We start from the raw sequence: 24,353 nt of genomic DNA on the forward strand, positions 1-24,353 counted from the left end.
GGCGCCCGTCCCTGAGCCTTCGCCTTCACTGTTGTTGTGCACAACCAACCCTTAGTACTGCATTAACGAAATGCGGCAGCAAAATGGCAAATGTGTGAGTCGCAGCTGCCGGTTGACAAGAAAGCGCGATGCGCACTCTAAGCCATCAACTAGCATCGGCATGCAGCAGGGAGCAACCTCATGCGTCTTCAAGACAAGATCGCCATCGTCACGGGCGGTGGATCGGGCTTTGGCGAAGGCATCGTGCGCAAGTTCATAGCGGAAGGCGCCCGGGTGCTAATCGCGGATCGCAATCTCGAAGGTGCCATACGCGTCGCCGAGTCTCTTGGCGAGCAGGCGAAAGCCTTTGAAGCGGATGTTGCTTCACAAGGCGGCTTCGAGTCGATCGTCGAAGCCACGAATTCGGCGTTCGGCGGCATCCACATCCTCGTCAACAATGCCGGCGTCGGCCACCTGCCCCAGCCACTTGAGTCCGTTGAAGAGGATGTCTTCGACCGTGTCGCAGCCGTTAACATGAAGGCGATCTATTTCGGCGCGAAGGCCGTAGTACCGCTGTTCAAGGCACAAAAATATGGCGCCATCCTGAATGTCGCCTCGACCGGTGGCGTCAGCCCCCGTCCGAACCTGACCTGGTACAATGCATCGAAGGGCTGGGCCATTACGGCCACACGCGGCATGGCGGTCGAGCTCGCCCCCTTCGGCATTCGGGTCAACGCCATCAATCCTGTGGCCGGCGACACCCCCTTGCTCAAGACCTTTATGGGCGAAGACACGCCGGACATCCGTGCCAAGTTCCTGTCGACAATCCCGATCGGCCGCTTCTCGACGCCGGAGGACATGGGCAACGCAGCTGCCTTCCTGTGCTCGGACGAGGCCAGCATGATCACGGGCGTAGCCATGGAAGTGGACGGCGGCCGCTGCATCTGATGCTCGCATCAGGTCGATGACGTGCCAGCAGATTTGCGAGCTACAATAAACACTTACACCCCGCGCCCAAGCCTACGCGAAACTTGCGCCGGTCTGGATAGTTTGATCCGCCTACCCTTCATGCTCCTTGCCGAATCTTCTATGAAAATCGGCCATGAAGCGCAGCAACTCGACCACCGCGGGCCGATTAGGGCTGATATTCCTGGCAGCCGGAGCAGTTTTCGCGACGGCCGGCTGCACGCGGACGATGCAGGTTGGAACGTCGTCGAGCGAGCGCACCGTCGCAAACAGCTCCGCCTACATCCTGCCGCCGCCGGGTGGACCCGCAGTTGTAGCGGTCACTGAGCGCACTTACACGAACGGCATACAGCAGGATATCGCGCTAGCTACAAACTCGAGTCTGCCGGTTCAGAACGGGTTTCGCGTTCGTCTCTATGGGCCGATCAAAGCAGTGGCCGAAGGCCAGACGGCCATGCCGGAGCAGTTCCAGCCATTGCGCAACATAGACAGTGAAGTGCGGCGCGTTGTTCCGGGTATGCCCCTCCAGCGCGCGCCCTTCTACGTTCAGAACCGCTACGGTGCCTTCGGCTATGCGGTTGGCCGCAAGGGCCGCGAGACGTGTCTATATGGGTTCCAGAACATTCGCTCGCGGCAGTTCACATGGAACGACCGCGGGTCGATCGATATTCGCCTGCGGCTGTGCGAAACAGGCGCCACCGAAGCGCAGCTGTTGGCTGTCATGTATGGTTACACGGCCAATGTGTTCGTGGATGCGGCGGGCTGGAACCCCTATGGTCAGCCAGCAGCGGTTCCCGAAGGCCTGGGCTCGCCTGGTCCTGATGTTTACCCGACTGCAATGGGACAGCTCGAGCCGGTCCTGCCGCCGGCGCCAGCCGCACCTGTTGTTCGCACACCGCGTCGGACACGCACAGTAGCACCCGCCGTTGCAGCCCCTGTCGAGCTCCCGCAACCTGTCGGACCAGCCGTTCCGCCGCCACCCGCTGCGGTTAGAACGAGTCCTGCCGCTGCAACGCCAAGCTCACCAGCTGCTTCGAACACCGCCCCTACACGTTCGGTGTCTACACTCCTGCCGACAGTGCCGGCTGCATCCAGGCCCGCACCGTCCACGCCGCGAGCTGCCGTGCCGATTGCGTCGCCATCTGCTTCAAGCGGGTTCGGAGCTGTGCCTCCGCCCCCCGAGAATCGGTAGCGCTTGCCATGCCGTGCGTTGATCTGGAACACCGGATGCATCGCAGGGCGGCTGCGAATTCTCGTGGTACAGCAAGGATTTATACACGGTCATGGAGGTTTTCGACCGAGGTTAACGAAAGTTCACCACGCATTAACCCTCATAGCTTTGAGGTATTTATGCAGACAAGCACGATCGAGCGGTTCGTTGCCTTGTTCCAAGCACTGCTAAAAGGAAACAAGCGCTGATGCGCAAGCTCGTCATCGTAGCATTCTGGGCCGCCATGTCGGTAGCCGTGATCGCGCTCGTTACGCTGCCGATCAGCTTGCGGACGCAGCTTATCGCCGGCTTGTTCGTGCTGTCCGTGATGATGATCCTGAAGTCGATCAGCGCGGAAGGCATCTGGCGACTGATCTCGCTGGCTTTCGGTACGGCGATCGTCATGCGCTATGTCTACTGGCGCACCACCAGCACCTTGCCGCCGGTCAATCAGCTCGAAGATTTCATTCCCGGTCTGCTGCTGTATCTCGCGGAAATGTACAGCGTGATGATGCTGGCGATCAGCCTTTTCGTGGTTGCTCTGCCGCTGCCTGCAAAGCCGTCGCGGGCAAAGGAGCAGCGCGAGAAATGGGACGATCTGCCAACCGTGGACGTCTTTATTCCGACCTACAACGAAGACTCCGACCTCTTGGCGAAGACGATCGCCGCGTCCGTCTCGATGGACTATCCGGCCGATAAGTTCAAAGTCTGGCTGCTTGATGACGGCGGCTCGGTGCAGAAGCGCAACTCGGCTAAAATAACCGACGCGCATGCGGCCGAAGCCCGCTATGTCGAGCTCAAGAAGCTGGCGGAAGATCTCGGTGCGACTTATATCACCCGCGAGCGAAACGAGCATGCCAAGGCCGGCAACCTCAACAACGCGCTGGAGCATTCGACCGGCGATCTGATTGCCGTCTTCGATGCCGATCACGCCCCTGCCCGCGACTTCCTTCTGGAAACGGTGGGTTACTTCGCCGAAGAGGACAAACTGTTCCTCGTTCAAACGCCGCACTTCTTCCTCAATCCCGATCCGCTGGAGCGCAACCTCCAGACCTTCGAGAAAATGCCGTCCGAGAACGAGATGTTCTACGGCATCATTCAACGCGGCCTCGACAAGTGGAACGCATCGTTCTTCTGCGGTTCTGCCGCCGTACTGTCACGCAAGGCGCTCGCTGAAACCGACGGCTTCAGTGGTATTTCGATCACCGAAGACTGCGAGACGGCCCTTGCGCTGCACGGCAAAGGCTGGAAGTCGATCTATATCGACAAGCCGTTGATCGCCGGTCTGCAGCCTGCCACCTTTGCGAGCTTCATCGGGCAGCGCAGCCGCTGGGCTCAAGGCATGATGCAGATCCTGCGTTATCGCTTTCCGCCCTTGAAGCGTGGGCTCTCGCTGCCCCAGCGCCTTTGCTACATGTCGTCGACGCTGTTTTGGCTGTTTCCGTTCCCGCGCGCGATCTTCCTGGTCGCGCCCTTGTTCTACCTGTTCTTCGATCTCGAAATCTTCACCGCCTCGGGCGGCGAGTTCATGGCCTATACGCTGACCTACATGGTCGTGAACCTGATCATGCAGAACTACCTTTATGGCGCGTTCCGCTGGCCCTGGATTTCCGAACTTTACGAATATGTGCAGACCGTGCATCTCCTGCCGGCCGTCATTTCCGTGATCCTCCATCCGAGCAAGCCCACCTTCAAGGTTACGGCCAAGGATGAGTCCATCTCGACCAGCCGCTTGTCGGAAATCTCGACACCCTTCTTCATCGTCTTCGCCGTTCTTGTTGTGGCGGTCTTCGTCACGATCTACCGCGTTTACACCGAGCCTTTTAAGGCGGACGTGACGCTCGTCGTGGGCGGCTGGAACTTGCTGAACCTGATCATGGCAGGCGCCGCACTTGGCGTGGTGTCGGAACGCGGCGAGCGTCAGATTACCCGCCGCATCAAGGTGAGCCGTCGCTGCGAATTCCAGTTCGGCGACAACTGGCTGCCCGGCACGATCGAGGACGTATCGGTTTATGGCGTGCGCATCGTGCTCTACGGCCACGAGGCATCCACAGCCAAGGTCAACGATCTTTCCGGCGTTCGCTTCAAGACCTATTTCGACCAGCAGCCGCATATCCTCCCGATGAACATTCGCAATGTGCAAACGCTCGGCGAGACCACGGCGATCGGCTGCCTGTTTGCACCGCAGGAGCCGCTTCACCAGAAGCTCATCTCTGATCTGGTGTTCGCGGATTCCAGCCAGTGGACCCAGTTCCAATTGTCGCGCCGCGGCAACCCGGGCCTGCTGAAAGGCAGCGTTCGCTTCTTCGGTCTGGCCTTGTTCCAGACCTATCGGGGGTTGGTTTATCTGGCGCGCTCGGCTCGCCCGGCCAAGCCAGTTGCAAAGGCCGCCCGATGATGCGCACAGCCACCATCGTCGGGTTGCTTTTGGTCACCACCTCGCTGGCATCCGGCCAGTCGGTGCCGTTCGACATGTCGACCGAGCGGAAGGATGAGCCGCAAGCACCGACGGCGCCCACCACGCCTGTCGCGCCGACGCAGCCTCCAGTTGCTCCGCCTGCAACGACGCCCACGCCACCAACAACACCAGCCGCCGTTCCGCTGGCGCATCCACGATCAACCGCGCCTGCCGCCACGACGACACCTCTGCCGTCGGCATCCATGGTGTCGTCGCCATCGACCCAGCCGCCGAGCGGCGGCCTGCGGCGCTTCCTTATTCCTAGCGATAAGATGTCGCTCAATGGCGAAATTGCACGTCAGCAATGGACCGTTCAACTCACGGCGGATGAAGCACGCACCGCCACGCAGTTTCATCTCGGCTACCAGAACGCCCTTGTGATCGCGCCAGAGCTGTCGCGACTGAAAGTCGTGATGAACGGGATCACTGTTCTGGACCAGCCGGTGCAGTCGTCTGAGGGTGTCAGCGACGTTACCGTGAACCTGCCGCAGGATGTGACGCGGGCGGGGAAGAACCTCATCTCGTTCGAAGTCTCACAGCGCCATCGAACCGACTGCACCATCCAATCGACCTATGAACTATGGTCTGAGATTGCGCCCGAGCGTACGTTCCTGACTTTTGGGCAGAATGCGTCGCGCCGCATCACGAATTTCGAGGATGTTGCGACGATCGGTGTCGATGAAGAAGGCAGCACGCGCTTCAACATTATCGCGCCCGGCATCGACAGTCCTGCTGCCACCGGGCCTGTCCTTCGATTGTCGCAGGGCCTGGCTGTTTTCGCCAACATGCCGAACCAGCGCATTTCCGTGTCGCGCGAGCCGCAGGCCAATCTGGCCGAAGGCACTCTCAACATTGTGGTTGGCTTGCCTGCCGAAATATCCAAGATCCTTCAAACCGTGCCCGATGGAGCAACCGTTTCGCCGACGATCACCTTTGTTGATGATCAGCGAACCGGCCCGAGCACGATGGTGGTCACCGGTCCGACCTGGCAGTCAATTGCTTCCTCGGTGGAAAGCGTCATCGCTCCTGCGGATCGGCCTCTGGACAGCACGCGGACCAACCTCTCGACGGAAGCGTGGCACTACCCCGATGCACCGATCTTTTTCGAGGCTGGCCAGCAATCCTTTGCTCAGCTTGGGTTGAGAACCGAGGAGTTTGCCGGCCGTCGCTTCCGTACCGACTTTCTGATCGGCATTCCGTCAGACTTTTACGCCAACGATTACGGTCAGGCACGCCTGCTTTTGGACGCCGCTTATTCCGCTGAGGTCCAGCCGGGCAGCCACATCGACGTTTATGTCAACGGCAATATTGCCGCGACCGTGCCGATCACCAACGCCGGCGGCGCCATTTTGCGCAAGCTGCCCGTTCCGGTAACGATGCGCCACTTCCGGCCAGGCACGAACACGATTGCCCTTGAAGCAGTGCTTATGACTGCAAAGGACGCAGTTTGCGCGCCAGGCGCGTCAGGGCAAACCGACTCGCGCTTCGTGCTGTTCGATACGTCGGCTTTCGAGATGCCCCGCTTTGCCCGAATGGCCCAATTGCCCAACCTCGCGCGCACGGCCGGAACCGGCTTTCCTTACAACCGCTCGACTGCGCCGATCCCGGTCATGGTCGACAAGAGTGAGGTCGGTTCGCTTTCGACGGCGGCCACTTTTCTCGCCAAGATGACGCTCGCAGCCGGCCGCCCATTTGCCATCGAGCCTATTACATCCGTGCAGGCGATCGGCGAACGGGATGCCATGTTCTTCGGTCCGATCGGTCGGTTCGACCCTGAAGTACTGACGCAGGTCGGTTTGACGGCGGACAGCCGGGTAAGCTGGGGTCAGGAAACCAATCTTCCTACAGACAATCGCAATGCCGGCCAGACTACGGCTACCTTTGACAAGTGGCGGGACCAACTTTCCGGCGCCGGTTGGCGTGGTCAGGTCAGCAGCTTCAGCGAATGGCTGAACAGCAAGTTCGACATTTCGCTCGACACGCTGCGCCTGACGCCGCGCACGGCAGAACCGATCACCCCGCCGGCAGATGCGTCGCTCGTGGTCGCGCAGCGCCCCGGCCCCGACGAGCGCCACATCTGGACGATGGTGGCCGCACCGACGGCTGACGCCTTGTGGCAAGGCGCGGATGGTCTCGTCCACACCGATCAGTGGAACAAGGTGGGCGGTGAGATGACGCTCTACAACGCGACCGGCGATATCACCTCGACGCGCGATGTCAGCACCTTCGAGTTCCGCGAAACGCAACCATTCTCGGTCGCCAATTACCGTCTGATTATAGCCAATTGGCTGTCAGGCAACGTGTTGTCCTACGCCGCTGGTTTGTCTGTCATGTGCATGCTCTTGGGGATCGCCACGGCGACCCTCCTGAAGAACCTGGGAAGGCGCCAATGACCCTCCGTTTGCTTGCGGCTTCCGCCCTCGCCCTGATGATCGGACTTGCCGTGCCTTCCCAGGCTCAAACCCAAACCGCCACCGCCACAGCAGGGACTATCAGCGTCGAGGACTGGACCGCCTACAAGGCGAAGTTCCTTGATCCGAGCGGTCGCATCATCGACACGGCCAATGGCAACATCAGCCATTCGGAAGGTCAAGGCTACGGTCTCATCCTGGCGTTTCTCGCCAACAGCGTCGCGGATTTCGACCAGATCTGGACCTTTACCAAGACCGAGTTGCTGCTTCGCGACGACGGATTGGCCGTTTGGCGCTGGGATCCCACTAAGACGCCTCACGTTACTGATGCCAACAATGCCAGCGACGGTGATATCCTGATCGCCTATGCGCTGTCTCTTGCCGGAGAAACCTGGCAGCGGCCGGATCTGACGAGTGCAGCTCAGTCGATGATCGCTGCGATCGGCAAGCATGTCGTGGTGGGTACGCCAGGAGGAAGTATCACGCTGCTCCCCGGCGTGACCGGGTTCAAGAGCACCGAGCGCGAGGATGGCCCGGTCGTCAATCCTTCCTATTGGGTGTTCGAAGCCATGACGCGCTTTGCAACACGAGACAAGGCGACGGACTGGAAGGCCTTATCGCGGTCTGGCCAGGCCCTGGTGCAAACGGCTCGGTTCGGTGATCGCCAGCTGCCGGCAGAGTGGGTCTCAATCAAACAAAGCCCAGTGCCCGCAGAAGGCTTTCCTGCGGAGTTCAGCTACAACGCCATCCGCATACCGCTCTACATGGTGCGCGCAGGCATCACCGATCGCAACCTTCTGCGGCCGTTCATGGCGGATGCGGGCGGGCCAGGCTTGTCCCTGGTGGAGTTGAAGAGCGGCGCGGTCAGCGCCACGCTAAGTGACCCGGGATACAGGATCATCCCGTCTCTGGTTGCCTGTGTAGTCGACAAGAAGCCGCTGCCGCAGGATCTACTGCGCTTCACGCCGACCGACTATTACCCATCGACGCTCCAGTTGCTGGCCTTGTCTTACCTGAGGAACATCCCCGGAGGCTGCGCGTGAAAACGGCGATCGTCGCAACTGCGATCCTCACCAGCCTCAGCACCACAGCCTTGCTGCAGGTACGGGACTCGATGCGCGAGTCCCCTCAGGTCAGCCTTGCACCGGCGCCTGCACCCCTGGTGGATTTTCGTTCAACCGGTTCAGTCCCGCCAGCTGCAGCGCAGAGCAATAAAGACGACCGCCTGGGTCTTACGTCGCCAGGCAAAAGCGACAGGCTCTCCGGCTTGCCGGTCAAGCATGTTCGCTCGACCTCGTTTTTTGCAGCCTATGCCAGCGAGGCGCCGGACGATCAGCCGATCTTGCTCGCACAGGCTGACACGTCTCCGAATGGCAGTGTACCCGCTCCCGCTGTGCCTGCCCCGGCAGCCGTTGCAGCCAAGCCTGCTATCGATGAGAGTGCGTTGCGCTATTTCGCCCGTCAGGGAGATCAGCGCCGTCTCGATGCGGAAATTGCTCGCCTTCGTGCCTTGTATCCTGATTGGACTCCGCCGGCAGATCCCCTGGCCGTGCCCAACGTCGGCGATCCGCAGCTCGATGCTATGTGGCAGCTTTATTCTCAGGGCAAATATGCCGAGATGCGCAAAGCGATCGCCGACCGCCAGACAGCGGATCCCAGCTGGCAGGTGCCGGCGGACATGCTCGAACGTTTGAGCGTTGCCGAAGCGCGCGAACGGCTGATCAACGCATCCGATCTCAAGCAATACGAAACCGTTGTGCGCACTGCGGCTGAAACGCCGAGCCTGTTGACCTGCGCTGAAGTCGACGTGCTTTGGCGGCTTGCAGAAGCCTTCGCGAAAACTGAGCGTCCGGAACGTGCACGCGACGCTTACAAATACGTGCTCGATAGCTGCACCGATCCCGCACAGCGTCTGGCAACGGTGGAAAAGGCGATCCCACTTCTGCCCAAGCCTTTGGTGGATCAGCTACTTGCAACGGAACGTACCGGTCCAGACGGCAAGGGTGAGTTCCAGGAAGCTCGTTTGGCTCTGTCCCGCCAGACCGTCGCCAATGCAGGCCAAGATCCCAAGCTTGTTGTGCCGCCAGCGGATCTCAATGCCGTGAAGGCCGTTGCCGAACCGGATACTGGCAACGCCTCCGACCCGCGCCTTCTTGGCTGGTATTACATCCGCCGTGACCAGCCGCAGGATGCCGAACTCTGGTTCACCAAATCGCGCGATCGCGAAGAAAGTGCCGAAGCCTCGCAGGGCTTGGCATTGGCTAAGATCGCCTTGAACAAGCCGGGTGAAGCCGAAGACATTCTCTACAAGTATCGCGACGAGAGCGACGACATCCGCAAGGTCTACATGGCGGCGACCGCCAACTTCCTTGCGAGTGAGCCGCGCGTCGCGATTGATCCTGCCATTCTGGCGCGTATGGCGCAGGAAACTGCCGAAACGCGTGATCCCGCAGCTGCCCAGCAGTTCGGCTGGTATGCGCGCGACCTCAACCAACATCAAACCGCTGCTCAGTGGTTCACGACGGCGCTGCAATGGAAGCCCGACGACGAGCCATCCGCCTATGGCTTGGTGCTGACGCGCAACCTGCTCGGTGACAAGGCCGGCGTTCGCGAGATCCAGAGGCTGTGGGCTGGGCATTCCACACGCATCGCCAATCTGGGCGAGCCGGTTGAGCAGACACAAGCCAATCGGCGCATCCCTGCGCCAACGGACGCGCCTTTGACCGGACCGGCGAGCGCACCGTTGACAGCCTCAACGACGGCCCCTCAAGCAACGATCTCCGCTTATACAGGCCCGGCAACCCAAACAACGACGGCGACCGGAGCCTATTCCGCTGCGCCACTTCAGGGTCCCACCGGAGCCAATATTGCTATGTCTGACCGCATGGCGCCCGCCGACGTCAACGACGCAAATCGCGGCGCGGCCATACAAGAGGCTTACACCACGACCCGGACCCGAAATGCAGCAGTCGCAAGCGCCGAGCCACGGCAAAGCGCTGAGTCCCGAAGCGGTGGGCGTGCACCTCAAGGTCGCAATTGTTCGACGACTGACCAATACACCGAGCTGACCGGTCAAGCCGCTCTTGCTCGTGCCTGGTGCTTGTCGGAGATGAACCGCCCGCTGGAGGCCGCGGCGACCTTCGAACAGGCGATCCGAACCGGAAACGCCGCCGTTCAGCGTGAAGCCGCTTATGGCCAATCGCTCGCCTATCTAAGCCGTAACATGGTGGACGATGCGGCCTTGTCTGCCAGCAAGGCCGCGCAAGACCCCAAGCGCTCGCATCAACTGGAGGTCGACATCCTCACCCAGCGCGCCCTCGGCTTCTATGAACAGAAGCGTTACAACGAGGCCCTTCTAGCCCTCGACCAACGCTCGCGTATCGCGACAGAGCGGGTCGATCTCATGGCCATCCGGGGTTACGCCTACCTCAACCTCAAGCGCCTTGGCGACGCGGAGCGGGTGTTCAATGCGATGGCGGCTGTCGGAAGCAAAGAAGGCTACAAGGGCCTGGCTACGATCCGCGACGTTAGGCGACTGCCCTGATCATGATTGGACATGAGGCTCAGCTTTTTCCCTGAAAGAACGTGGATGCGCAGCGTTTAAGGTCGCGACGGCATTTACTTTTTTTAAGGTTTTCCCTGCCGCGTGTGTTCGTGACATCCGATCAAGGCTAGTGCAGTTGCATGAGCACTCCTTCCGGCGCATCCCTGCCTAACCACGACCGCCTCGCCGCACTGGACGCGTTGCGCTTTGTTGCCGCTTCAAGCGTGCTTGCCTTCCACTATTTCTTTCGTGGCTCCTCTGCTCCTGTCTTCCTGGATGTCGGCTACCCGGAAGTCGCCGGCATGGCGATGTACGGCTATCTCGGGGTCAACCTGTTTTTTATGATCAGCGGCTTCGTCATTGCCTGGTCGGCGGAAGGACGTGGTGCCGTGACCTTTGCCCTGCTCCGCTTTGCGCGTATCTATCCCGCTTTCGCCGTTTGCATGAGTCTGACGTGCCTTGTGGCATTCACCGCTGCCGACCCGCGCTTTCCTGTTTCAGCCGCACAGTGGCTGGCAAATCTCTTCATCTTCTCCCCGGCAGCTGGGCAGCCCTTCGTTGATGGTGTGTATTGGTCGATCGTGCTGGAGCTGATCTTCTACGGCTGGATGACCCTGGGGATTACAACTGGCCTCTTCAAAACGCGCCCGTTGATCCTGGTTGCAGGTTGGATGCTCATATCGGCCATCAACGAGTTCGTGTTGAACAGCAGCGCTTTGCGTGTGCTGCTCATCACGGAATATTCGGGTTGGTTCGCCGTCGGCATTCTCATGCATCGCCTCCGGACAGTGGGATCATCGTTTTACGCATTTGTTTTGTTGATCGCTGCCATGCTTCTTGCGACCGCCACATCGTTCCGCGGGCAAGAGTGGATGGTGGACCATTATGGTGTTGCACTGGAAGACACGCAGTTGATCGCGGCCGTCCTTGCTTTGTCTGCCATTTTCATCGCGACGGTGCGCTTCGGCGGCGCTTTGCGCTCCACTCCCTTGCTGCTCGCAATCAGCGGTCTGACCTACCCGCTTTACCTGCTGCACCAGAACATCGGCTACATCACGCTCAATTGTTTAAGCCCTCTTCTGGGTCGCTGGACAGCATCGTTGGTGGTCGTGATCGCCATGGTAGCGTTGGCCTACCTTGTGTTTCGCTGGATCGAACTAACCGCACGGCGCTGGCTAGCAGGCAAGCTCCGTGCGCATCCTGTGATCCCGGATGGCAGCAGCGACAATGCGGCCGGGAACCAAGCCGTATCCGCCTGATTGTGCCAGTTCCAGCCTTCTTGCCAGGAACAGCACATGCGCGACAGCGACCATTATGAACCCTATGAAGGACCGGCTGGCGGATGGGGATCGGTTCAGTCTCTGACTAAGTATGCGCTGGAAGAAGGACATGTTCTTCAGAACTCAGCCATTCTCGCCAAACAGAACAAGCCTGATGGCTTCGCGTGCGTCAGCTGCGCCTGGGCAAAACCGGCGGATCCGCATCCGGCCGAGTTCTGCGAAAACGGAGCAAAAGCAACCTTCTGGGAGCTGACCACCAAGCGAGCCGGACCGGACTTCTTTGCACAGCACACGGCCACGGAACTCCAGACTTGGCCGGATTACGATCTGGAAGCCACTGGTCGGCTTACACACCCGATGCGCTTCAACCACGAAACGGATCGCTATGAGCCAGTCAGCTGGGGCAAGGCCTTCGCAGAAATTGGACGCGAGCTTTCTGCCATCCGCGCCGACGATCCGAAGAAAACTGTGTTCTACGCGTCCGGCCGTGCCTCGCTAGAAACGTCCTACATGTATGGACTGATGGCGCGTATCTACGGCAACAACAATCTGCCTGATAGCTCCAACATGTGCCATGAATCCACTTCGGTGGCCTTGCCTAAAAGCATCGGCGTACCGGTCGGCACCGTCCGCCTGGATGATTTCGAAAAGACTGACGCCATCTTCTTTTTTGGTCAGAATGTCGGCTCGAACAGCCCTCGCATGCTTCATGATCTGCAAAAAGCAAGCAAACGCGGCGTTCCGATCGTCAGCTTCAATCCGCTGAGAGAGCGAGGGCTGGAGCGCTTCACCAATCCGCAGTCGCCCATCGAGATGGCGACAGGAAGCGAAACGCGCATCAGCAGCGAATATTATCAGGTGAAGGCCGGCGGCGACATCGCCGCTATAACCGGCATCTGCAAAGCGCTTCTTGAAATGGATGCGCAAGCTGTTGAAGCCGGCCGGCAAAGCCTGCTTGACCACGCCTTCTTGAGCGAGCACACGCACGGTTCAAGCGAGTTCCTCGACTACGTGAAGTCTAGCGACTGGGATGAGCTCGAACGCCATTCAGGCCTGACGAGCGAGGCGCTCACCCGCGCCGCCACGACCTACGCCAAGGCAGAGCGTGTTATTGGCGTTTACGGCATGGGCCTGACTCAGCATAAGCTCGGCGTCACCACCGTTCGAATGCTCGCCAATCTCCTGTTCCTGCGCGGCAACATCGGCAAGGATGGCGCTGGCATCTGTCCCGTGCGCGGCCACTCCAACGTGCAGGGGCAGCGCACCGTTGGCATTTCGGAGAAACCTGAGCTTGTTCCTCTCGACAAGCTTAAGGCACTCTACCACTTCGAACCCCCAACAGAGACCGGCTACAGCACGGTGGATGCATGCGGTGCGATTATCCGCGGTGAGGTGAGCGCCTTTATCGGGCTCGGCGGCAACTTCCTCCGTGCCGTGCCCGAGCGCGAGTTGATGGAACAGGCGTGGCCCAAGATGCGGCTGACCGTCCAGATTGCCACCAAGCTGAACCGGGGGCAGCTCTTCAACGGTGAGGTCGCTTATCTCCTTCCGTGTCTCGGACGCATCGAGATCGACGAGCAAGCAAGCGGCACGCAGGTGGTGACGATGGAAGACAGTACGTCCTGTATTCACGCCTCTCGCGGCTTCGCCAAACCTGCGAGCGAGCACCTGCTGTCTGAACCGCGCATCGTCGCGGAAATTGCGAAGGCTACGTTGCCCGACGCGATCCACGTTCCCTGGAGTGATTGGGTCGACGATTACAGCAAAGTGCGTGATGCGATCGAAGACACTTACCCTGAAATCTTCGAGAATTTTAACGCGCGTATGTTTACGCCAGGCGGCTTTCCTAAGCCGCTCGCAGCGCGGCATCGCGAATGGAACACCGAGAACGGGAAGGCAAATTTTGTGGTGCCTGAAGCTCTGTCGGCCAGCTTCCAGACGGGGACCGAGCCGGACGTTCTGCGGCTAATCACGCTACGCAGCAACGACCAGTTCAATACCACGGTTTATGGCTATTCGGATCGCTTCCGCGGCATCAACGGCACGCGCATGGTGGTTCTGATGAACACACTAGATATGGAGAGGCTGGACATCCAAAACGGCGAGATCGTCGCGATGGAGACGAAAGCGAACGACCACGTGCATCGTCGCATGGAAGGCTTCGAAGTCGTGAACTACAACATTCCCTCGGGCTGCGTCGGCGCATACTATCCAGAGTGCAATGCGCTCATTCCGTTGTGGCAGCATGCCGACGAGAGCAAGGTTCCGGCCGCAAAATCCGTCCCTGTTCGCGTCGTGAAGATGCAAGCCGCTATGGATCAAACAGCCGCCTAAGGCTGAGCCGCGGTGTTTGTCATTGGATGATACGGAGGTAAGCGATCCCGATCAGGAGGGATCGCTTTTCTAACGAACGACTATGGATTGGTCGTCCCACCTGTTCCTGCAGCAGGAACCTGTTGGCTCGGCGCATTTGTACCCGAATTCTGCTGATCGGAACGCTCCACCGGCGCTGTTTCGGTTATCACCTGACTGTCGAGCAGGCTGTGCACGGTCCAGACCGCGCCGATCAGCACGACAACCAGCACCAGGATCCAAATTTCGCGTCGCTGCATGATGTAAGCTCCATAGCGTTACTTGAGGAAGGTCATCTCGAACAACCAAGGCATGATCCGGTTCCGCTTCCAACTCGGAAGCAACCACAAGGCATCCTGGGAATTGTGACGGTGCTCAGCGTAACACAATCATTTCGGGAGCCCGCTATGTCGAGCCAGTCACCCCTTTCCCCGCAGCGCTACTCACCAGCCGTCGATAAGCCCACGCCCGAAGAAGCTGAAGTCGGCCGCAAGATCGACGAGACGATGGGCAAGGTCCGGGAAAAGACGTTTGAAGATTCCGGTCGCGCGATCCGCAGCGTTCACGCGAAAAGCCATGGCATTCTCCAGGCTGAGTTGGAGATCGACGGCAATCTGCCGGACGTACTTGCACAGGGCATCTTTGCGCATCCCGGTCGCCACGACGTTCTGATGCGATTCTCCACCATTCCCGGCGACATCCTTCCAGATAGTGTGTCGACGCCGCGCGGCGTGGCCATCAAGATTTTCGGCGTTGAAGGCGAGCGGCTGCCTGATGCGGAAGAAAGCGGCAATCAAGACTTCATCATGGTCAACGGTCCAACCTTCCAGGCACCAGACGGCAAAGCCTTTCTCGGCAGCCTGAAGCCTATCGCAGCAACCACCGATCGCGTGGAAGGCTTGAAGAAGGTCGTATCGGCGGCCGCACGCGGCATCGAGACAGTCGTGGAAGCTGTTGGCGGTGAGAGCGCGATGCTGAAGAGCATGGGCGGGCAGCTCGAGACCCACATTCTTGGCGACAGCTTCTTCAGCCAGCTTCCTGTCCGGTTCGGCGATTATATTGCCAAAATTTCCATTGCCCCACTTTCCGACAACCTGCGCGCGCTCACCGACCAGTCGCTCAACGTCAACGGCGTGCCGGATGGCATCCGAGAGGCGGTTTTAGAGTTCTTCGCGAGCCAGACCGCTGTGTGGGAAATCCGCGCACAGCTCTGCACCAACCTTGAAGACATGCCGATCGAACCTGCCAACAAGGAATGGAGCGAGGAAGAAAGCCCTTATGTTCGCCTTGGGATCATCACGGCGAAGCCACAGCGAGCATGGAGTGAAGAGCGCTCGCGGGTCGTGGATGACGGTATGGGCTTCAATCCCTGGAACGGTGTCGAGGCTCACAAGCCGCTCGGCTCGCTGATGCGTATGCGCAAAGATGCCTACAGGCACTCTCAGCAATTTCGCAGCGCGCGAAACGGAACGCCGGTGCAGGAGCCAAAAGCGCTCAACCTGCCCTGAAGTGAGGCGATTGCATCAAACAAAAAGGCCGGCACTCATTGCCGGCCTTTTTGTTTGTCTGATCAGAAAGGAATTTCGTCGTCGAGATCGCGCGAAAAATTACCGCCGCCGCTGCGACCGCCGCGATCATCCGATGGGCTCGACTGACCGAAGTCGGAACCGCCACGACGTCCGCCGCCGCTACCGCCGCCGCTATAGCTCGAGCCGCCGCCATACTCGCCAACATCGCCGCCACCGCCACCGCGGGCATCCAGCATCTGCAATTCACCGCGGAACTTCTGCAGCACGACTTCGGTGCTGTAACGATCCTGGCCGTCCTTGTCCTGCCACTTGCGCGTCTGCAGCGAACCTTCCAGGTACACTTTCATGCCCTTCTTCAGGTACTGCTCGGCAACCTTGGCGAGGTTATCGTTGAAGATCACAACGCTGTGCCACTCGGTCTTCTCCTTGCGCTCGCCAGAGTTCTTGTCGCGCCAGGTCTCGGAGGTCGCAATGCGCAGATTGACGACGGCATCGCCTGAGTTGAGACGACGAATTTCCGGATCAGCTCCGAGGTTTCCCACCAGAATGACTTTGTTGACGCTACCCGCCATGATGCTACTCCGTGCTCATCCGAAATCGCTGGCGACCCTATAGGAGCCTTCGCGTTATGTCGCCCGCCGCGTCACGCTTTTCCACGGTCCGCCGCCAGAACGATGTTCTCTTTTTGTTCTATATGCCAGTGCTTTTTTCGCAAGCGGAAAATGCGTGTCATACCTCTAAAATGATGAAGGCTCCGCGCTTCCATCTAGGAAGAACACGGAGCCTGATATGAGGTCTAAGCCTCCGGTCGGGACGGAGCTCCCGACGCTGTTTCGGATGCTATGCGGTTAACCGCGATCCGACTGCCGTCTCTGATTGTCGGTTTGCCGTACGCTATGGCGTTTTAAGTCTCGCGTCGGCGGGACCCTGTATAAAGCAGAGCCCCTCAGTTCCAGTCCGGTGGAGTCATGCCTGTCTCCTCGCCTGTTGCCATGTCGATCCGGCTTTGTGCCTGACGCTTCTCTAGCCGCCGCTGTGGCATTGCCGATCGACTGATTGGAGGATGCGCCGTTCCTGCATAGGCGTCAACTACGCCGGCAAAATGTGATCGGCTGAAACACAGAAAGCAAAGTTCCTTGTTTGTTCTTTTTGCTTGCACGGCAGACGGAAGAGGTTAATGCTGTGCGGAGACGTGGACAGATCGGGACCACGAACCTACATGCGGGATGCGTGTGCGAGCCTCGTCGCGCAACCTCCGTCACATCTTATTTGCGAGGCGGCATGGCCGACCACAAGCACATTTCCATTCGCGGCGCGCGCGAGCACAACCTCAAGAACATCGACCTCGATCTGCCGCGTGACAGCCTCATCGTGATGACCGGTCTGTCGGGTTCCGGCAAGTCATCGCTGGCATTTGACACGATCTATGCGGAAGGGCAGCGCCGCTATGTCGAGAGCCTGTCGGCTTATGCGCGCCAGTTCCTAGAGATGATGCAGAAGCCGGATGTCGACCAGATAGATGGTTTGTCGCCCGCCATTTCGATCGAGCAGAAGACCACCAGCCGCAATCCGCGCTCCACGGTCGGCACGGTAACGGAAATCTACGACTATATGCGCCTGCTTTATGCGCGCGTTGGCATTCCCTACTCACCCGCCACCGGCCTTCCGATCGAAAGCCAGACGGTCAGCCAGATGGTCGATCGCGTCATGGCGCTCGAAGAAGGCTCGCGCCTCTTCATCATGGCGCCAATGGTTCGCGGAAGAAAGGGCGAGTACAAGAAGGAGCTTGCCGAGCTTCAGAAGAAAGGCTTCCAGCGCGTCAAAATCGACGGCGAGTTCTACGAAATTGCGGAAGCTCCTGCGCTCGACAAGAAGTACAAGCACGACATTGACGTCGTGGTGGATCGCGTCATGGTGCGCGGCGACATCGCGGCACGTCTGGCCGACAGCCTTGAGACCTGTTTAAGGCTCGCGGAAGGTTTGGCAGTCGCCGAATTTGCAGACAAGCCGCTGGACGGTAAGCGGACCGGTGCTGACGCCGTCAACAAGTCCAAGAACGAAACGCATGAACGCATCTTGTTCTCGGAGAAGTTCGCCTGCCCGGTTTCCGGCTTCACGATTCCCGAGATCGAGCCCCGCTTGTTCTCGTTCAACAACCCGTTCGGCGCTTGCCCGACCTGCGACGGTCTCGGCAGCCAAAGCGCGATCGATCCAGCCTTGGTGGTTCCCGAGGATCATGTCAGCCTGAAGGAAGGCGCGATTGCTCCTTGGGCCAAATCGAGTTCACCTTACTACGGCCAGACACTGGAGGGTCTTGGAAAGGAATACGGATTCAAGCTCGTCGATCGCTGGCGCGACCTTTCCGATGAGGCCAAACAGGCTGTTCTGCACGGCACGGGCGATCGTCAGGTTGCCTTCAGCTATGATGACGGCCTGCGCGCATACAAGACCACAAAGACCTTTGAAGGGGTGATCCCCAACCTTCAGCGCCGCTGGAAGGAAACGGAATCAGCCTGGATGCGCGAGGAGATCGAGCGCTTCATGTCGGCAACGCCTTGCCCGGCTTGCAAAGGCTATCGGCTGAAGCCGGAAGCCTTGGCCGTAAAGATCGCCGGCAAGCATATCGGCGAAGCAACGGCGCTTTCCATTCGCAACGCAGTCGGCTGGTTCGAGGACCTGCCGCAGTCTCTCAGCACCAAGCATAATGAGATCGCCTATCGCATTTTCAAGGAAATTCGCGAGCGGCTTCGCTTCCTCAACGATGTCGGGCTGGAATATCTCACCCTGGCACGCAATTCCGGCACGCTGTCTGGTGGCGAAAGCCAGCGCATTCGCCTGGCCTCGCAGATCGGCTCCGGTCTGACCGGCGTGCTCTACGTTCTGGACGAACCTTCAATCGGCCTGCATCAGCGCGACAATGCGCGCTTACTTGATACGTTGCGTCACCTGCGCGATCTCGGCAACACGGTAATCGTGGTGGAGCATGATGAGGACGCGATCCTCACAGCCGACTATGTCGTCGATATTGGGCCGGCGGCCGGCGTTCACGGCGGCCAGATCATCGCACAGGGCACGCCTTCCGACATCATGGCGAGCGACGAGTCGCTGACCGGCAAATATTTGTCCGGCGCGCTGGAAGTCGCCCTGCCGGTGGAGCGGCGCAAAGCCAAGAAGGGCAAGTCGATCAAGGTCATCGGCGCGCGCGGCAACAACCTGCGCAATGTTACCGGTGAAATTCCGCTCGGCACCTTCACGGCTGTTACGGGTGTTTCGGGCGGTGGTAAGTCGACCTTCCTGATCGAGACGCTGTTCAAGGCTGCGTCCCGCCGCGTCATGGGCTCGCGCGAGCTTCCGGCGGAGCATGATCGCATCGAGGGCCTGGAGTTTATCGACAAGGTCATCGACATCGATCAATCGCCGATCGGCCGTACCCCGCGTTCCAACCCTGCGACCTACACCGGCGCCTTCACGCCGATCCGCGATTGGTTCGCGGGTCTGCCGGAAGCGAAGGCGCGCGGCTACCAGCCCGGCCGTTTCTCGTTCAACATCAAGGGTGGCCGCTGCGAGGCCTGCCAGGGCGACGGCGTCATCAAGATCGAGATGCACTTCCTGCCGGACGTGTATGTCACCTGCGATGTTTGCCACGGCAAGCGCTACAATCGCGAAACGCTCGACGTGACGTTCAAGGGCAAGTCGATCGCGGATGTGCTGGACATGACCGTCGAAGAAGGCGTCGACTTCTTCGCTGCGGTGCCGGTAGTGCGCGACAAGCTGGAAACGCTGAAGCAGGTTGGCCTCGGCTATATAAAGGTCGGCCAGCAGGCGACGACACTCTCCGGCGGCGAGGCTCAGCGCATCAAGCTCGCCAAGGAATTGTCGCGTAAAGCCACCGGCAAGACGCTTTACATCCTGGACGAGCCAACGACCGGTCTGCACTTCCACGACGTCGCCAAACTGCTCGAACTCTTGCAGGAGCTGGTGGATCAGGGCAACACGGTCGTCGTCATCGAGCACAATCTGGAGGTCATCAAGACCGCAGACTGGCTGCTGGATCTTGGTCCTGAAGGCGGTGACGGTGGCGGTGAGCTGGTTGCCAGCGGCACGCCCGAAGAGGTGGTGAAGGTGGAGCGCAGCTATACCGGCCGCTTCCTCAAGGAGCTTCTGGAACGCCGGCCCGGCGCACGCCAGGCTGAAGCTGCAGAATGATCTCAGGAGGAAGGCGAGGATGAGCAAGAGCGGAACAATCCGTGCCGGTATCGGCGGCTGGACCTTCGAACCATGGGAAGGCACGTTCTATCCCGACGACCTGCCAAAGAAGCGGCAGCTGGAATTCGCCTCGTCACAGCTCCGGACCATCGAGATCAACGGCACCTATTATCGCGGCCAAACGCCAGCGACCTTCGCGAAATGGGCGGCGGATGTGCCGGATGGCTTCGTCTTTTCGGTAAAAGGCAACCGCTTCGTCACCAACAAGAAGGTTCTCGGTGAGGCCGGAGAATCGATGAAGAAGTTCTTCGACACCGGCGTTCATGAACTCGGTAATAAGCTCGGGCCGATCATCTGGCAGTTCGCACCCACCAAGAAGTTCGAGCCCCACGACTTTGAGGCATTTCTAAAGCTGCTGCCGTCCGACAGCGGCGGGTTGAAGCTGCGCCATGTGCTTGAAGTCCGCAATGCCAGCTTCATCGACCCCGCCTTCGTTGCATTGGCGGAGAAGTACAAGGCTGCGATCTGCCACGCCGACCATCATGATTATCCTGAGATCGCGGATGTCACGGCTGACTTCGTCTATTCCCGCCTGCAGAAGGGCGAGGACGAAATCCCGACTGCCTATCCGGAGCAGACTATCGGGGCTTGGGCCGAAAGAGCCAAGGCTTGGGCTGAGGGCGAACAGCCGGCGGGCTTGAATCTGGCCGCGCCGGATCGCGAGCCGAAGAAGATGGCGCGCGACGTCTTCGTCTACTTCATTCACGAAGGGAAGATCCGCGCGCCTCAAGCCGCAATGGCGCTTCAGCAGAAGCTTAGCGATTGATCAATTTCGCCAACACCTTGCGGGCCGCTTGCGGCAGATCCTCAGCTGTCATGCCGAAGCCCTCCCGCCTGCCTGCTTCGGCGTGAACCCAGACGGCTGCGCATGCGGCTTCAAAGGGTGGCATGCCTTGTGCCAGCAGTGCAGCGACAAGGCCGGCAAGCACATCTCCTGAGCCAGCGGTTGCAAGCCACACTGTGCCATTGGTGTTGATCACCGCACGGCCATCAGGTGCGGCAATAACGGTGTCGGCGCCTTTGTAGATCACGACCGCCATCGCGCGTTTGGCGGCCGTCCGCGCTCGCTCCACCTTCGACAGAGTCTCGCCCTCCGCAAGATCCGGAAACAAACGTGCGAATTCGCCTTCGTGCGGAGTAAGAACCAAAGTCGGCTTCTCGCCCGTACGAGCCTTCAGGAACGTCTCCCGTTCTTTCGCCAGTAAGGTGATGGCATCGGCATCAAGCACAAGCGGCGTTTCAACCTGCTGGAGCAGCGCACTGATGACCGCCATCTGCTTCTCGCCAGTGCCAAATCCCGGCCCACAAACCAAGCTCTGCACCTTACGCTGCTCAACAAAGGTGAGAACATCGTCAGGTGTATCGAAGCGATGCAGCATGGTTGCAGTGAGATGCGTGGCAAGAGCAGCCAGCGCATCGGGCGGCGACAAGACGGTGACGGCGCCAGCCCCTGCCCGCGCCGCCGCTTCCGCCGAAAGCCGCGCGGCCCCAGTCGCCGACATTTTGCCGGACAAAACAGCCACGTGACCACGCTGATACTTATGAGCAAGTGCAGACGGACGCGGCAAGGCATGCAGCCATAGCTCAGGCGCGTTCCCCCACAGCCGAGAGCCAATGTCCGACAGAACACCTGCTGGAATGCCGATATCGGCCACCACAAGCTCGCCACACAAGCTTCGCCCAGGGTAAAGCAGATGGCCAGGCTTCGGGCGAAAGAACGTTACGGTACAATCCGCCTGCAGCGCGTATCCAAGAACTGCTCCGCTAAGCCCCGATAGACCGGACGGCAGATCAACCGCCAAGACCTGACTACCGGCGGCCCTCACCCTCTCCAATGCCCGCCGATCGTTGCCTTCGAGTTCACGCGCCAAACCGGCACCGTAGAGCGCATCAATGACCAGCATGTCAGGCTGCGGCGAAAATTCTTCCAGCTCACCAACAGCGCCTACCCACTGGCCCGCAGCCTTCGCTGCGTCGCTATCAGCACGCGGCTCACCGCTTCGCCAGACCTCGACCGGCAAGCCGCTAACAGCAAGCAAGCAGGCCGCAGCAACATAGCCGTCTCCACCATTGTTGCCGGGCCCGCACAGAACCGCGATCCGAGCCGCCCCGGGAAACCTCTTCAGAGCCTCGGAAGTGACAGCCTCACCGGCCGCCTGCATCAGCTGCCAGGTCGCGACGCCGGCTCGGTCCGCATTGCGATCTGCTTGCGCCATCTCGGCTGGCGTCAAAATTTCCATCGAACCTCCTGCGGCAAAGCGGCTAACACCCATTCCGCATTTCCAGGATGCTGCTTTGACGAGCATCCCGCTCAATTTTGCAGCACGACAAACGTATTTGCAGCACCACAAACGTAGCGGTTTGCTTGTCTTCTTTGCAGAACGGTTATCTTGCACATCCGTTTCGCGCTACACGTTAGGTATAGAACCGCTTCGCGCGAAGCCTGTTGGAAGCGATCGGAAAGGCTAGGCTTTGGCACGCTTCCTGCTTACAACATTGCGAGCGGCCAACGACGCGCAGTCAGTACAGTGGAGGCAGGCGCCATGAAGAAGATCGAAGCCATCATCAAGCCGTTCAAGCTGGACGAGGTCAAGGAAGCGCTCCAGGAAGTCGGCCTCCAAGGCATCACCGTCACCGAAGCCAAGGGCTTCGGGCGTCAGAAGGGCCATACCGAGCTATACCGCGGCGCGGAATATGTCGTGGACTTCCTGCCAAAGGTGAAGATCGAAGTCGTGCTCAATGACGAGGCGGTTGACGCAGCGGTTGAGGCTATCCGCAATGCAGCACAAACCGGCCGCATTGGCGACGGCAAGATTTTCGTTTCCAATATCGAAGAAGTCGTGCGAATTCGTACTGGCGAAACCGGCATCGACGCAATCTGAACGACGGCTGCAACCATCCCATCGGAGACAGGAAAGACAACATGACGACAGCCAATGACATCATGAAGCAGATCAAGGACAACGAGGTAAAGTTCGTTGACCTGCGCTTCACTGATCCGAAGGGCAAGATGCACCACGTCACGATGGATGTGGTGGAAGTTGACGAAGACATGTTTGCCGACGGCGTCATGTTCGATGGCTCCTCCATCGGCGGCTGGAAGGCCATCAACGAGTCCGACATGGTGCTGATGCCGGACATGGACACGGTCCACATGGACCCGTTCTTCGCTCAGTCGACCATGGTCGTGATGTGCGACATCCTCGATCCGGTCTCGGGCGAGTCCTACAATCGCGATCCGCGTGGTACGGCCAAGAAGGCCGAAGCCTACATGAAGGCTGAAGGCGTGGGCGACACGATCTTCGTTGGTCCGGAAGCCGAGTTCTTCATCTTCGACGACGTGAAGTACAAGGCAGATCCCTACAACACCGGCTTCAAGCTGGACTCGACCGAGCTGCCGTCGAATGACGACACCGATTACGAGACTGGCAATATGGGTCACCGCCCCCGCGTGAAGGGTGGCTATTTCCCGGTTCCGCCGATCGACTCCGCGCAGGATATGCGCTCCGAAATGCTGACCGTTCTCACCGAAATGGGTGTTCGCACGGAAAAGCATCACCACGAAGTGGCCGCCGCCCAGCACGAACTCGGCTTGAAGTTCGACACGCTGGTTCGCAATGCCGATAAGATGCAGATCTACAAATATGTCGTGCATCAGGTCGCCAACGCCTATGGAAAGACCGCGACCTTCATGCCGAAGCCTGTATTCGGCGACAATGGCTCGGGCATGCACGTTCACATGTCGATCTGGCGCGACGGCAAGCCGACCTTTGCGGGCAACGAATATGCTGGCCTGTCGGAGAACTGCCTGTTCTTCATTGGCGGCGTGATCAAGCATGCCAAGGCGATCAATGCCTTCACTAACCCGCTGACGAATTCCTACAAGCGTCTGGTGCCTGGCTATGAAGCGCCGGTTCTGCTGGCTTACTCGGCGCGAAACCGTTCGGCATCGTGCCGCATTCCGTTCGGCTCGTCGCCTAAGTCCAAGCGCGTGGAAGTCCGCTTCCCTGACCCAGGCGCGAACCCGTACCTCGCCTTTGCTGCGCTGCTGATGGCTGGTCTTGACGGCATCAAGAACAAGATCCATCCGGGCCAGCCGATGGACAAGGATCTTTACGACCTTCCGCCGAAAGAGCTGAAGAAGATCCCAACCGTAGCCAGTTCCCTGCGCGAAGCATTGCAGAACCTCGACCGCGACCGCGGCTTCCTGAAGGCTGGCGGCGTGTTCGATGACGACCAGATCGACGCTTTCATCGAGTTGAAGATGGCCGAGGTCATGCGCTTCGAGATGACGCCGCACCCTGTTGAGTTCGACATGTACTACTCGGTCTGATCCATCAGCCAGATTACGAAAAAAC

Annotated in this window: 16 protein-coding genes; 13 read left to right on the plus strand and 3 right to left on the minus strand. The window is 59.6% G+C overall.

Annotated elements, in window-relative coordinates; translation table 11 throughout:
- The first annotated feature begins 180 nt into the window (after positions 1 to 180).
- The 8 genes from IE166_RS05165 (at position 181) to IE166_RS05200 (ending at position 14,182) form a co-directional block, all read left to right on the plus strand.
- Complete coding sequence (locus tag IE166_RS05165; protein WP_189502204.1) at positions 181 to 927, plus strand: glucose 1-dehydrogenase; 747 nt, start codon at positions 181 to 183, stop codon at positions 925 to 927.
- Positions 928 to 1,174: 247 nt separating this feature from the next.
- Positions 1,175 to 2,137, plus strand: a complete 963-nt coding sequence (gene bcsN, locus IE166_RS05170) for a cellulose biosynthesis protein BcsN (RefSeq protein ID WP_189502206.1) — start codon at positions 1,175 to 1,177, stop codon at positions 2,135 to 2,137.
- Between the two features lie 226 nt (positions 2,138 to 2,363).
- A complete protein-coding gene (gene bcsA / locus IE166_RS05175; protein WP_189502208.1) occupies positions 2,364 to 4,553 on the plus strand; it encodes a UDP-forming cellulose synthase catalytic subunit in 2,190 nt (729 codons plus the stop codon).
- Positions 4,550 to 7,006 carry a cellulose biosynthesis cyclic di-GMP-binding regulatory protein BcsB gene (locus IE166_RS05180; RefSeq protein WP_189502210.1) on the plus strand — a complete coding sequence of 819 codons (2,457 nt, stop codon included), beginning with the start codon at positions 4,550 to 4,552 and terminating at the stop codon, positions 7,004 to 7,006. Before bcsA ends, IE166_RS05180 begins: the two co-directional genes overlap by 4 nt.
- Positions 7,003 to 8,067, plus strand: a complete 1,065-nt coding sequence (locus tag IE166_RS05185) for a glycosyl hydrolase family 8 (protein WP_189502212.1) — start codon at positions 7,003 to 7,005, stop codon at positions 8,065 to 8,067. The genes IE166_RS05180 and IE166_RS05185 overlap by 4 nt, the downstream gene beginning before the upstream one ends.
- The gene (locus IE166_RS05190) at positions 8,064 to 10,568 is read left to right on the plus strand and encodes a cellulose synthase (RefSeq protein ID WP_189502214.1); all 2,505 of its coding nucleotides are present in this window, start codon (positions 8,064 to 8,066) and stop codon (positions 10,566 to 10,568) included. The genes IE166_RS05185 and IE166_RS05190 overlap by 4 nt, the downstream gene beginning before the upstream one ends.
- Positions 10,569 to 10,708: 140 nt before the next feature.
- Positions 10,709 to 11,827: an acyltransferase family protein gene (locus tag IE166_RS05195; RefSeq protein ID WP_189502216.1), complete on the plus strand. Its 1,119-nt coding sequence runs from the start codon at positions 10,709 to 10,711 to the stop codon at positions 11,825 to 11,827.
- 36 nt (positions 11,828 to 11,863) lie between these two features.
- Entirely contained in the window at positions 11,864 to 14,182 is a 2,319-nt protein-coding gene (locus IE166_RS05200) for an FdhF/YdeP family oxidoreductase (RefSeq protein WP_189502218.1), read from the plus strand.
- An 80-nt stretch (positions 14,183 to 14,262) separates the two neighbouring features.
- On the opposite strand, the gene IE166_RS05205 is transcribed toward IE166_RS05200, so the two are convergent.
- Positions 14,263 to 14,460 carry a hypothetical protein gene (locus tag IE166_RS05205; RefSeq protein ID WP_189502220.1) on the minus strand — a complete coding sequence of 66 codons (198 nt, stop codon included), beginning with the start codon at positions 14,458 to 14,460 and terminating at the stop codon, positions 14,263 to 14,265.
- 147 nt (positions 14,461 to 14,607) lie between these two features.
- On the opposite strand from IE166_RS05205, the gene IE166_RS05210 reads away from it, so the two are divergent.
- Positions 14,608 to 15,708: a catalase family protein gene (locus IE166_RS05210; protein ID WP_189502222.1), complete on the plus strand. Its 1,101-nt coding sequence runs from the start codon at positions 14,608 to 14,610 to the stop codon at positions 15,706 to 15,708.
- 62 nt (positions 15,709 to 15,770) lie between these two features.
- Here IE166_RS05210 and ssb read toward each other — a convergent pair whose 3' ends face one another.
- Positions 15,771 to 16,301 carry a single-stranded DNA-binding protein gene (ssb, locus tag IE166_RS05215; RefSeq protein ID WP_280514857.1) on the minus strand — a complete coding sequence of 177 codons (531 nt, stop codon included), beginning with the start codon at positions 16,299 to 16,301 and terminating at the stop codon, positions 15,771 to 15,773.
- Positions 16,302 to 17,010: 709 nt separating this feature from the next.
- On the opposite strand from ssb, the gene uvrA reads away from it, so the two are divergent.
- Positions 17,011 to 19,935 carry an excinuclease ABC subunit UvrA gene (uvrA, locus tag IE166_RS05220; protein WP_189502224.1) on the plus strand — a complete coding sequence of 975 codons (2,925 nt, stop codon included), beginning with the start codon at positions 17,011 to 17,013 and terminating at the stop codon, positions 19,933 to 19,935.
- A 19-nt stretch (positions 19,936 to 19,954) separates the two neighbouring features.
- On the plus strand, positions 19,955 to 20,761 hold the full coding sequence (locus IE166_RS05225; RefSeq protein ID WP_189502226.1) for a DUF72 domain-containing protein: 807 nt from the start codon (positions 19,955 to 19,957) through the stop codon (positions 20,759 to 20,761).
- Here the strand turns inward: IE166_RS05225 and IE166_RS05230 are convergent.
- Positions 20,751 to 22,235: an NAD(P)H-hydrate dehydratase gene (locus IE166_RS05230; protein WP_189502228.1), complete on the minus strand. Its 1,485-nt coding sequence runs from the start codon at positions 22,233 to 22,235 to the stop codon at positions 20,751 to 20,753. The genes IE166_RS05225 and IE166_RS05230 overlap by 11 nt on opposite strands.
- Positions 22,236 to 22,538: 303 nt before the next feature.
- Here IE166_RS05230 and IE166_RS05235 point away from each other — a divergent pair, with 303 nt between their 5' ends.
- Together IE166_RS05235 and glnA are read left to right on the plus strand one after the other, a co-directional pair.
- Positions 22,539 to 22,877 (plus strand): P-II family nitrogen regulator, encoded by a 339-nt coding sequence (locus IE166_RS05235; protein ID WP_189502230.1) that lies wholly within the window; start codon positions 22,539 to 22,541, stop codon positions 22,875 to 22,877.
- A 41-nt stretch (positions 22,878 to 22,918) separates the two neighbouring features.
- Complete coding sequence (gene glnA / locus IE166_RS05240; protein WP_189502232.1) at positions 22,919 to 24,328, plus strand: type I glutamate--ammonia ligase; 1,410 nt, start codon at positions 22,919 to 22,921, stop codon at positions 24,326 to 24,328.
- Positions 24,329 to 24,353: the final 25 nt, after the last annotated feature.

It is taken from the genome of Tianweitania populi (assembly GCF_014652875.1).
Taxonomy (GTDB): domain Bacteria; phylum Pseudomonadota; class Alphaproteobacteria; order Rhizobiales; family Rhizobiaceae; genus Tianweitania; species Tianweitania populi.